Source organism: Blautia sp. MSK20_18, assembly GCF_020553125.1.
Classification (GTDB): domain Bacteria; phylum Bacillota; class Clostridia; order Lachnospirales; family Lachnospiraceae; genus Blautia_A; species Blautia_A fusiformis.
Genome location: NZ_JAJCGR010000019.1, coordinates 61,831 through 73,700, shown reverse-complemented (window position 1 = coordinate 73,700; position 11,870 = coordinate 61,831). Strand labels below are relative to the sequence as shown.

Sequence of the window (11,870 nt, the reverse complement as noted above, 5' to 3'; positions counted from 1 at the left end):
CTATGACCCTCTGCTTGTAAGGCAGATGCTCTCCCAGCTGAGCTAAGATCCCATAACAGTTGTTCGTCTTAGGAACTCTTCCGTTCCGCAACTCGCTTTGCTATTATATAATGGTTTGTGACTTGTGTCAACAGTTTTTTTCACTTTTTTTAATTTTTTAAAAAATATATGCTTTTTTGTATTTTTACAGTGGCAGGGAGGTCTGAAATCCCCTGCCACTGTAAGGATGTTATGGGCAAAGTATTGCCCATAACTTGATACTCCCGGATTGCTCCGCTGCACGCAGCTCACGCAATCCTCAAACATTCGGAATCCGCTAATTTACTACGTAAATTGCTACTTCCTCATGTTTGGCGGGGTCCAAGTTCAAAAGTCTTATCGTGCAAGCACGAACGACTTTTTGACCTTTTCCCCCTGGTATTATCTGAAGTACTCAACACCAGATTCGAAAATCTTGATATCCTGCTCTCCGTAGATATTGACAGCCACGCCTGCGTCACGACGCTCACTGTGTGCCATCTTTCCGAGAACACGTCCATCCGGGCTTGTGATACCCTCGATGTTCATATAAGAGCCGTTTACGTTAAACTCACCCTCATATCCTGTCTCATCTACCGGTACATACTCTGTTGCGATCTGTCCATTTTCCTTGAGTTTCTTCAGCCACTCATCGTTTGCGACAAAACGTCCCTCACCATGAGAAGCCGGATTACAGTATACGCCGCCAAGCTGTGCTTTCTGAAGCCATGGAGACTTGTTGCTGACAACCTTGGTGTAAACCATCTTGGATACGTGGCGTCCGATGGTGTTGTAGGTCAGTGTCGGAGAATCCTCTTTCTGTCCGCAGATCTCACCGTACGGTACCAGTCCCAGTTTGATCAGTGCCTGGAATCCGTTGCAGATACCAAGAGCAAGACCGTCACGCTCATTGAGGAGCTTCATAACTGCCTCCTTGATCTTCTCGTTCTGGAACGCGGTAGCAAAGAATTTCGCGGATCCGTCCGGCTCATCTCCGGCTGAGAAGCCGCCCGGGAACATGATCATCTGTGCCTGATCGATGGCTTTCTCAAAGAGCTCTACAGAATCATGGATATCTTCTGCTGTAAGGTTCTTGAATACCTTTACGTCTACCTCGGCGCCTGCTCTCTCAAATGCACGGGTGCTGTCATACTCGCAGTTTGTTCCAGGGAATACCGGAATAAATACACGCGGTTTTGCAACCTTATGTTTGCATACATAGATGCTGTCTGCTTTGTAAAGGGAACCGTCATCTGCCTTGACGTCCTCGGTTCCTGCTGCTGTTTTAAATACATTCTCCAGAGTTCCTTCCCATGTGGAAAGCGCCTCTTTCAGAGTGATCTCTGTATCACCGTAGGTGAACTTCGCATTATCCGTAACCTCACCGATCACAGTATAGGTAATGGCAAGCTCACCGACTTTTCCATCCGGAACCTCACAGATGATATCGCCGAATGCCGGAGCAAAGAAATCTCTTGGATCAAGGTTATGCTCGATTTTTACACCCATGCCGTTACCAAAGGCCATCTTGCTGACTGCAGCAGCGATTCCATGACGGTCAAGTGCATATGCGGAGATCACACGGCCTGCCTGGATATCCTGGTGTAATTTATCATACTGCTCCATAAGAGCCGGGTAATCCGGAAGATCATAGGAATCCTTCGGTGCACGGAGCCATACCAGCTTGCTTCCTGCTTTTTTGAGCTCCGGTGTGATCACATCTTTTACCTTTGCAACATCCACTGCGAAGGACACCAGTGTCGGAGGAACATCAATGTCATTGAAGGTTCCGGACATACTGTCCTTACCGCCGATGGAAGGAAGGCCGAATCCGATCTGTGCCGCATAAGCACCAAGCAGTGCGGAGAACGGCTGGCTCCATCTCTTAGGATCTTCTGTCATACGACGGAAGTATTCCTGGAAGGTGAAACGGATCTTCTTATAGTCACCACCGGTTGCAACGATCTTGGCAACAGACTCGGTTACTGCGTAGGTAGCTCCATGATACGGACTCCATGAGGAAAGGTATGGATCAAAGCCGTAGCTCATCATGGTAACAGTCTCTGTTTTTCCGTTCTGTACCGGAACCTTTGCAACCATGGACTGTGTCTCTGTCAGCTGATATTTGCCACCGTGAGGCATAAATACACTGCCTGCGCCGATGGAGCCGTCAAACATCTCCACAAGACCCTTCTGTGAGCATACATTCAGGTCAGCAAGAGTATCCATCCATTTTTTCTTTACATCTGTTACATCCGGACGTTCCTCGAAAAGATTTCCGTCCTTTGACGGGATCTCAACCTCAACGGAGGTCTCCTGATGTGCACCGTTGGTATCCAGGAATGCACGGGAGATATTTACGATTTCTTTTCCTCTCCAGTTAAGGACAAGGCGTGGCTCCTCCGTTACAACTGCAACCGGAATTGCCTCGAGATTCTCTTCATTTGCAAATTTCAGGAAAGTATCCACATCTTTCGGGTCAACTACAACAGCCATACGCTCCTGAGACTCAGAGATAGCGATCTCAGTGCCGTCAAGACCTGCGTATTTTTTCGGAACCTTGTCGAGGTCGATCTGAAGTCCCGGTGCCAGCTCGCCGATGGCAACGGAAACACCGCCTGCGCCAAAGTCGTTACATTTCTTGATGATATGGCTGACTTCCTCTCTGCGGAACATTCTCTGGATCTTACGCTCGGTAGGCGCGTTACCTTTCTGCACCTCAGCGCCGCAGACCTCGATGGAAGCCTCTGTGTGGACCTTGGAGGAACCGGTTGCACCGCCGATACCGTCACGGCCGGTACGTCCGCCAAGAAGGATGATGATATCTCCAGGGTCGGAATTTTCACGGATAACCGCACGTCTCGGAGCCGCACCCATAACCGCACCGATCTCCATACGTTTTGCAACGTAGTCCGGATGATAGATTTCTTTTACAGCACCGGTTGCAAGACCGATCTGGTTTCCGTAGGAGCTGTAGCCGTGGGCTGCGCTGCGGACAAGCTTCTTCTGCGGAAGTTTACCCTTCAGAGTTTCCTTTACGGATACGGTAGGATCTGCTGCACCTGTCACACGCATTGCCTGGTATACATAGGTACGTCCGGAAAGCGGATCACGGATGGCTCCGCCAAGGCAGGTTGCCGCACCACCAAAAGGCTCGATCTCCGTCGGATGGTTGTGTGTCTCGTTCTTGAAGTTGATCAGCCACTCTTCTTCTTTCCCGTCCACGTCCACCGGTACCACGATACTGCAGGCATTGATCTCATCAGACTCTTCCTGGTCTGCAAGCTTGCCTTCTGCTTTCAGTTTCTTCATTGCCATAAGTGCAAGATCCATCAGGCAGACAAACTTATCATCACGGCCCTTGTACATATCCTTATGGGCATCCAGATATTCTTTGTATGTTTTTTCAATAGGAGTCTTATAATCACCTTCGTCAAACTTCACGCTGGTAAGCTCTGTGGAGAAAGTAGTATGACGGCAATGATCAGACCAATAGGTATCCAGAACACGGATCTCTGTCATGGAAGGATCGCGTTTCTCTTCATTTCTGAAATAATTCTGGATATGCTGGAAGTCCTTAAATGTCATGGCGAGGTTCAGAGAAGCGTACAGCTCCTTCAGATCAGCCTCAGCCATATCCTTGAATCCGTCAAAAATCTTCACATCCTCAGGATCCGGGAATACTGTTACCAGTGTTTCCGGCTTCTCAAGACCTGTCTCACGGGAATCCACAGGGTTGATGCAGTGATGTTTGATTGCCTCAAACTCTGCATCTGTAACGTTTCCTTCGATTACATAAGTAGTTGCTGAACGGATGATCGGTGCTGCATTCTCATCCAGGAACTGTACACACTGCACTGCAGAATCGGCTCTCTGGTCAAACTGTCCAGGAAGGAATTCTACGGAAAATACACGTGCGCCCTCTGCCACATCAAATTTTTCAAGATACAGATCATCTACCGGCGGCTCTGCAAATACGGTCTTGCAGGCTTTCTCAAATACTTCATCGGAGATATTCTCCACGTCATAACGGATCAGCTCACGGACTGCTGTCACAGTGCTGATACCAAGATAATGTTTGATCTCATGTTTCAGTTCCTTTGCTTTTACTGCAAAGGCAGGTTTCTTTTCTACATACACACGTCTTACGTTGCTCATAGAAGGCTCCTTTCTCTATATCCGATAATAAGGATGGTAAACGTGCAGAAAGCATTTCAGTCTTTCTTTTCTGCTGAAAATATAGTATCATAGGAAATATCATTAGTAAAATTAATATATCTTATATCATTTATAAGCGGAGGATTTTTCACATATGGATATCAATCTTGAACTTTACAAAGTGTTTTATTACGTGGCCACGACGCTGAGCTTTTCGGAGGCTTCCAGACAGCTTTTTATCTCACAGTCTGCAGTAAGCCAGGCCGTCAAAAACCTTGAAAAAAAGCTGGGCCATACTCTGTTTGTGCGCAGCACCAAACGGGTCATCCTGACTCCGGAGGGAGAGCTTCTTCTCCAGCATGTAAAGCCGGCCCTTTCCATGCTAAACGAGGGAGAGGCTGTCCTTTCCGGAGAAGGAAATCTTACCGGTCAGCTGCGGATCGGTGCCAGCGATACTCTGTGCCGCTATTTTCTCATCCCCTATCTCCGCCGTTTCCACAAGGATCATCCGGAGGTACGGATCAAGATCATCAACAGTACCTCCATCGGATGTGCGGAGCTTCTGGAAAACGGCCAGGCTGAGCTGATCGTCACCAACTACCCGAATTCCCGGCTTTCAGCCCACACCAAGCTTCAGACTGTGCTGGAATTCCGGGATATCTTCGTGGCAAATCCGGACTATTTCACCATGGGCAAATCGCCTCTTTCCATGGAAAATCTTCTGGATTATCCCATCCTGATGCTCGCTCCAAAGAGTACCACCAGCGAATATCTTCATCAGGTGTTTGCAGCCCAGGGACTGAAGCTGCTGCCGGAGGTTGAACTGAACAGCAACGATCTGCTGATCGATCTTGCAGAGATCGGACTTGGTATTGCCTGTATCCCGGATTATATGCTCCGCAACCGTCCGGGTCTGGAACCTGTCCATCTGAAAACACCTCTGCCCGCAAGAAGTGCCGTGATCGCTCATCATGAAGCACTGCAGCTTTCCCAGGCTGCCCAGTGCTTTCTTAAATATTTTTCCCAGATCTGATACGATCAAGTTCCTGCCGCTTACTGCTTTTCGCGATCGAAGCAGGATACTTCCCTGATTCAGTAAAAAAAGCCACCGGAATCTGCCATAAGGTTATTACGATCCTTATGTACTCAATTCCGGTGGTCTTTTCTGTTATTGATATCGGTCAGATATTATTCTTATTACTTACGCTTCAGCCTTCGGCATCACGTCTGCTGCCGCAGTGATATACTCATTCTCGATCTTACTGAACAGACCGCTGTCTGCAAGCTCTGCAAGCTTCACGTCAATCGGCATCTTGCCCAGGACCGGAACCTTCAGTTCTGCAGCGATCTCATCGATATGGCTCTCGCCAAAGACCTTGATCTCTTTTCCGCAGTCCGGACATTTCACATAGCTATAGTTCTCCACGATTCCAAGGACCGGAACCTTCATCATATCAGCCATGTTATAGGCCTTCTTGACGATCATGCGGACCAGATCCTGCGGAGAAGTAACGATCACGACACCCTCGATCGGCAGGGACTGGAATACTGTCAGCGGAACATCTCCGGTTCCTGGCGGCATATCTACAAAAAGATAATCCAATTCACCCCAGATCACATCACTCCAGAACTGTTTTACCATATTTGCAAGGACCGGACCTCTCCAGATCACCGGTGTCTCCTCATCCGGGAGAAGAAGGTTTACAGACATAACCTCGATTCCGTTTGCAGTTGGCATCGGATATATCCCATTGTCACTGCCCTGTGCATTGCCCTTGATGCCATACATCTTCGGGATGGACGGACCGGTGATATCAGCATCCATAATGCCCACTTTATATCCCTTGGAAGCCATCAGGTTTGCCAAGGAGCCTGTTACGAAGGATTTACCCACGCCTCCCTTTCCGCTGACAACTCCGATCACATGTTTTACGTCAGAAAAAACATTTGGTTCTGCCATGAGGCTCTGGGGCTGTTTCTGTCCGCAGCCTTCACAGCTTGATTTGTTGCAGGATGTATTGCTACACTCTTTTGCCATAATAGATTCCTCTCATTCTTTGTATTTACACAGACAGAACTGGCTCTCTGTCCGTGTATTTTTCTCATTCACGATCTCTCATGAACTCCTTACCTTACTTCATAAATCTGTCGATCGCTTTTTCCAGTTCCTTGATAGCATCCCTGTCTCCATGCTCCACTGCATCCACGATGCAGTGTTCTATATGATCCTGCAGGATGATCTTGCCTGTATTATTGATCGCAGATTTTACGGCTGACAGCTGGATCAGCACTTCGCTGCAGTCACGTCCTTCCTCCACCATACGCTTAATGGATTCCATATGCCCGATGGCCCTGGAAAGTCTGTTGAGTACGGCCTTGGTCTGTGCGTGGCTGTGATGATGAGGATGTGTGCCATCGTGAGTATGCACATGTTCCTGTTCCCCGTGGGTATGTTCAAGAACGGTTCCATCCTCGAGAACGTGCACATGTGTTTCTTTCATGTGTATTTCCTCCTTCAGATCTCCGTGAAAGAACAGCGCTGCCGGATCATAGATGTCTGAATGTCAAAAATGATGGTTCCGTCTTCCATTACTGTCTTCTCGTAGGAGACATCCTTCCCCTGAAATTTCTGTTTCACATACGCTTCCGGATCTGCAATCTCCACTTCTTCCACAAATACATCACGCATCTGATTTCTCGGACATTTGTTAAAAATTTCCCAGATTACTTCGTACTCTTTCATCTGTGCCTGTTCCTTTCTTAGTCATCCTATCCATTATAATAATTTTATGTTTTTTTGTCAAAAATAATTGCACTCACGCAAATATTGTCGTATGATACATATTAAAAATATTACTGCTCTGTCCGTGGGCAGTAAACATATATTAATGTGATAAATCAAAGGAGATAAATTTCATGCAGCTTTTAAAAGACAGAATTCTGACAGACGGCGTAGTAAAAGAAGGAAATATTTTAAAAGTGGACAGCTTCCTGAATCATCAGATGGATATTGACCTGATCAACGAGGTCGGCAAAGAATTCAAGAAACGTTTTGACCACTGTCCAATCACCAAGATCCTTACCATCGAGGCTTCCGGTATCGGTATTGCCTGTATTGCGGCACAGTATTTCCATGTACCGGTTGTATTTGCCAAGAAAGCACAGAGTGTGAACCTTGACGGCGAGATGTACACCACCAAGGTAGAGTCTTTCACCCACAAGAAAGTTTACGATGTGATCCTTTCCAAGAAATTTCTCGGACCGGAAGATCACGTACTCCTGATCGATGATTTTCTTGCCAATGGCTGTGCACTTCTCGGTCTGATCGACATCGTTAAGAAATCCGGCGCAACTCTTGAAGGAGCCGGAATCGTTATCGAAAAAGGCTTCCAGTCCGGCGGACAGACCATCCGTGACATGGGTATCCATCTGGAATCCCTTGCTATCATTGATTCCATTGCTGATGGCAAACTTACTTTCCGTGAATAAGATTTATCATAAAAAATACTCCTGGAAACTTATATACATTGTTTCCGGGAGTATTTTTATTTTTATCACAGCCAGATCATGATATCATTTCTGATCTATGCATCTGCACCCTTTTCCGCTTTCTCTGAAGGTGTCGGAGTTACTGTTTCCTCCGGTGTCGGTGTTCCGGAAATTTCCGTTTCTTCCTTTTCCGATGAAGCCGATGCAGCTTCCGGTGTATTTTCATCTATATCCGGTTCTTCCGTCACCGTAGCTTCCGATGTCACTGTCGGCGTTGGTGTGGCAGTTGCCTCCGGCATGATCTCTTTTTCTTCATAATATCCGTCATCCACAAGCATCTGATAATTATCTGCATCGATCAGCTGGATATCACTGGTCACAGTTCCCACGATCTTGGTCCCGTTGTCATACTGCTCATAATCGGAGATCTCCGGCTTCTCCCCTTTCAGAAGAGCATCCACCATCGTCACACAGTCATGTGCCAGTACACGGTTATCAAACAGCAGATCATCCTCAATCTTTCCCTGGATCGCAGCGGTCACTGCTTCTGCCTCACAGCCGCCTCCTGTGATCATAGGCCAACCATCCTCTCCAGACACATGTCCTGCATCCTCCAGGGCATCCACAGCCCCAAGTGCAAGGTCGTCGGCACCTGTGCAGATAATATCCGGCGCACCCTCTGTATAACTCTGAGAAAGGATCTCCGCCATATCATTCTTTGCGGTATTTCTTCCGGAACGCATCACTGCAGTATCATCAAAGGTCAGCTTTCCTGAAGTACATACCAGTGTTCCGTCGTCGAAATATTCCTGAAGCTTCTCCATCACGCCATTATAAAAGAACAGTGCGTCACGATCATCCGGAGAGCCCATAAGGAACTCAATGGTCAGAGTTTTCTTTTCTTCCCGGGCTTTCTCCAGATCCATTTTTTTTATGATGGAATCTCCCACCATTTTTCCGGCTTTTCTTGTATTAAAGGTAACATAATAGTTGACCTTATCTGTATCCATGATCAGCTGATCGTAAGAAATCACAGGGATAGATTTCTCATACACCTGCTCCAGCACATCGTTCAGGCTGTAAGCATCTGAAGGTGCGATGACAAGTGCAGAAAGCTCTTCATCGTCCAGAATGGACTGGATCTGTGATACCTGCGTATCACTGTCTTCATCTGCCCAAAATATCTCTGCATCATATCCATCATCTTCCAGTGTATTCTGAAGAGTTTCTCCATCAGCAGACCAACGGGGATCATCTGCTGATGAAGGCAGAAACACACCTACTTTCTTATCTGCTGCCGCAGTTTCTTTTGCTTCTTCTTTTTCTTCTTCCTCTGCATCATTGCTGTTTTTGGCTTTTCCTTCCGGGTCTTCAGACTCCACACTTTCATTGGCTGCCTCTGTCGCCTCTTTGTTTTTTCCACAGCCGGAAAAGGCTGCTGTAAAGACAAAAGCTCCCACAAGCAGGATTGCTGTTTTTTTCTTCATGATCAAATCTCTCCTATAAGCCTTTATAGTCCTTTGCCAGTGATTTCAGATAGTCTCTGTAGGCGGCTGCAGATTTCTTGGGTTTCAGGATACGTACACTGCCGCCCATCCCGGTCAGCCAGCCGTAGAATTTTCCATTTTCCGGAAGCTCTGCAGTTACCGTCAGATCTCCGCTATCTTTCATCTTATATTCTGCATCTGTGCCGAAAAAGTCACGCACCTCCGCCTGTACAGCTCCAGTACAGAGAAGTTTTATTTCTTTTTTTATGGTTCCGGCTGAAGCCTCAAGAAGCTTCCGGTAACCTGCCACAGAGGTCTCATGAATATCTTTAGTTTCATGAATCTCCTTAGCTTCCGCAGTCAGCCCGGGTTCTTCAGACGGCTGTTCCTCTCCGGCACTCTCACCGGCAAGATAATACCCACCCGGCCGTTCTCTTGTATAACGGATATCCATTCCAAAAGAACGTAATACCTCCACATCATCATAAATGCTCTTTCGCTCTGCACGGATTCCCTGTTTCTCAAGATTCTCAAGGATCTTCTGCATAGATATTACCCGATGCTCCCCTGTTTCCCGCAGCATTTTTTCAAGGTACAGGATCTTCGCCTTCTGATTGTTTGATTTTGCCATACTGCCCTCTTATCCTTCGTTTTTTACAAAGCGATGGAAAATATAGGAGTTTGCCTCCTGTTCCTCGCTGTCGTCCAGTTTCTCAAGTTCGATCTTTTTACCGTATTTCTTTTCCAGTGCACGGCTGATCAGAAGATCTGCAAGCTGCGGGTTCTTGGGAAGAAGCGGTCCGTGAAGATACGTACCGATCACATTTTTGTATACAACCCCTTCCTCACCGGATTGTCCGTCATTTCCGTATCCTGACAGAACCTTTCCCAGGGATCTGTTGTTTCCGATGGTGGTACGCCCTCCATGATTTTCAAAACCTACGATGGGCATATCAAAAAGATCGCTCTGCATCACAATGTTTCCAATAAGGCGGCCTTTTCCCTGCTCAGTGCTCATATCTACAAGCTTCAGACCCTCGATCATTCCCTGATCCGTCTTATAATAATTTCCAAGGAGCTGATACCCTCCACAGATTGCGATCACAACTCCATTGTCTTCCACATACGCCTTGAAATCCTTCTGGATTTCCTTCAGCTTTTCACATACCAGCATCTGTTCTCTGTCGGAGCCACCGCCAAGAAGTACGATATCCAGTTTGGAAAAATCGATTCTGTCATCCAGTTCATAAGCTATGGTTTCTGCCTCGATTCCTCTCCAGAGACAGCGCTTCATCAGACACTGGATATTTCCTCTGTCACCGTAAAGGTTCAGAAGATCCGGATATAAATGCCCTATCGTTATCTTCATTTCTCACCCTCCAGTTTCTTCAGGATATTTCTGGTGCCAAACAGCGCCGTATAATTTACAAGTACATAAAGATTGCCGCATCCATCCCCGATTCGTTTGCGGATGGCTGTCTCCACATCATTTTCCAGCATGGACGGGATATCCACATATTTCAGACGGAGGCGCATATCCTGACACCGGATACCACTGACTGTGATGGAATTGATATTGTCCCCTCCGAAAAGATCAAAATCCACATCCCAGAGCCAGGAGATATCTTTTCCATCCTGTGCATTATCATTGATCACAATGATGATATCCTTTGGTGATCCGTCCTGCATCACAGCTGAAATGTTCTGGTTAAAACCGGCCGGATTCTTGGCAAGATTCAGAACAACACTGGTGCCCTTGATCCGAAACTGTTCATTGCGTCCGTTTTCCGGATTAAACTTCCGGAGCATCTCATTAAAATGCTCCGCCTTAAAGCCTGCGGTACGAATTCCCGCATAGGCAGCCAGAATATTATACACATTATAGAATCCCTTATAATTGGCCACGATCCGTTTATCCTCCACTGTAAAGGCAATCTGATCATCCACCTTCACATCTGTGGCATCAAAGTCGATCTCCGGACGTTTAAAGCCGCATTTCGGACATCTGTAGTCTCCCAGCTGACTGTAATGATAGAAGCTGTAGATCAGCCTTTCTCCACAGCACTTACAGAACCGGCCCTCACGGATCTCGTTTGTTTTGTTCTCGATCACCGGTTTGCTGATCCCGTAGGTTACAAAAGGATTTCCGCAGTCCATGGCAAGATATGCAGACAGTGCATCATCACCATTGACAATGACCTTCATATCCGGAACCTTTTTCATCATTTCTTCCAGGATGTTCATAGTGATATCGATCTCGCCATAACGGTCCAGCTGATCACGGAACAGATTGGTCATAACCATATAATCCGGTCTGATCCTTGTGAACACATGTCTTGTGGATGCCTCATCCACCTCGATACAGGCATAATCCGCATCCAGTTTTCCGCTGAATTTTGCCCCCAATACAAAGGCTGCCACAACTCCGTTGAGCATGTTTGAACCGGTATGATTGCAGATGACCTTTTTTCCCTCTGCCTCAAGGCCTGCGCACAGCATGTTATTGGTTGTGGTCTTTCCGTTTGTTCCGCATACTACAAATATTTTTTCTCTTACCTGAGAAGAAAGCTCTTCCAGGATATCCGGACAGATCTTCATCGCGACCTTACCGGCCCAGGTCACACCCTGCCGGCCCATAAGCTTACAGACATGTCCTGTGATCTTTGCTGCCATCACAGCAATGGTTGTTCTTATTTTCATAATCTTCTGATTCCTTTG

10 protein-coding genes are annotated in these 11,870 nt (G+C 47.0%); 2 read left to right on the top strand and 8 right to left on the bottom strand.

All coding sequences use genetic code 11. The annotated features are described in order from the left end of the window. Positions 1-420: 420 nt before the first annotated feature. Complete coding sequence (locus tag LI091_RS11640; protein ID WP_265191177.1) at positions 421-4,176, bottom strand: phosphoribosylformylglycinamidine synthase; 3,756 nt, start codon at positions 4,174-4,176, stop codon at positions 421-423. A 154-nt stretch (positions 4,177-4,330) separates the two neighbouring features. Here LI091_RS11640 and LI091_RS11635 point away from each other — a divergent pair, with 154 nt between their 5' ends. After that, positions 4,331-5,209: a LysR family transcriptional regulator gene (locus tag LI091_RS11635; protein ID WP_021650784.1), complete on the top strand. Its 879-nt coding sequence runs from the start codon at positions 4,331-4,333 to the stop codon at positions 5,207-5,209. Between the two features lie 168 nt (positions 5,210-5,377). On the opposite strand, the gene LI091_RS11630 is transcribed toward LI091_RS11635, so the two are convergent. The 3 genes from LI091_RS11630 to LI091_RS11620 form a co-directional block, all read right to left on the bottom strand. Next, entirely contained in the window at positions 5,378-6,214 is an 837-nt protein-coding gene (locus LI091_RS11630; protein WP_015526958.1) for an Mrp/NBP35 family ATP-binding protein, read from the bottom strand. 94 nt (positions 6,215-6,308) lie between these two features. Continuing rightward, positions 6,309-6,677 carry a metal-sensing transcriptional repressor gene (locus LI091_RS11625; RefSeq protein WP_015526957.1) on the bottom strand — a complete coding sequence of 123 codons (369 nt, stop codon included), beginning with the start codon at positions 6,675-6,677 and terminating at the stop codon, positions 6,309-6,311. Positions 6,678-6,691: 14 nt separating this feature from the next. After that, positions 6,692-6,919 (bottom strand): hypothetical protein, encoded by a 228-nt coding sequence (locus LI091_RS11620; protein WP_022426230.1) that lies wholly within the window; start codon positions 6,917-6,919, stop codon positions 6,692-6,694. A gap of 173 nt (positions 6,920-7,092) precedes the next feature. On the opposite strand from LI091_RS11620, the gene LI091_RS11615 reads away from it, so the two are divergent. After that, complete coding sequence (locus tag LI091_RS11615) at positions 7,093-7,665, top strand: xanthine phosphoribosyltransferase (protein ID WP_015526955.1); 573 nt, start codon at positions 7,093-7,095, stop codon at positions 7,663-7,665. Positions 7,666-7,760: 95 nt separating this feature from the next. Here LI091_RS11615 and LI091_RS11610 read toward each other — a convergent pair whose 3' ends face one another. Genes LI091_RS11610 through LI091_RS11595 form a run of 4 tightly spaced genes read right to left on the bottom strand, consistent with a single transcriptional unit; the run spans position 7,761 to position 11,852 of the window. Beyond that, on the bottom strand, positions 7,761-9,152 hold the full coding sequence (locus LI091_RS11610; protein WP_129974549.1) for a substrate-binding domain-containing protein: 1,392 nt from the start codon (positions 9,150-9,152) through the stop codon (positions 7,761-7,763). Positions 9,153-9,165: 13 nt separating this feature from the next. Then, the gene (locus tag LI091_RS11605) at positions 9,166-9,783 is read right to left on the bottom strand and encodes a WYL domain-containing protein (protein WP_129974550.1); all 618 of its coding nucleotides are present in this window, start codon (positions 9,781-9,783) and stop codon (positions 9,166-9,168) included. Positions 9,784-9,792: 9 nt separating this feature from the next. Beyond that, positions 9,793-10,521 carry a type 1 glutamine amidotransferase gene (locus LI091_RS11600; protein ID WP_015526951.1) on the bottom strand — a complete coding sequence of 243 codons (729 nt, stop codon included), beginning with the start codon at positions 10,519-10,521 and terminating at the stop codon, positions 9,793-9,795. Further along, positions 10,518-11,852 carry a MurT ligase domain-containing protein gene (locus tag LI091_RS11595; RefSeq protein WP_015526950.1) on the bottom strand — a complete coding sequence of 445 codons (1,335 nt, stop codon included), beginning with the start codon at positions 11,850-11,852 and terminating at the stop codon, positions 10,518-10,520. Before LI091_RS11595 ends, LI091_RS11600 begins: the two co-directional genes overlap by 4 nt. Between the last annotated feature and the right edge of the window lie 18 nt (positions 11,853-11,870).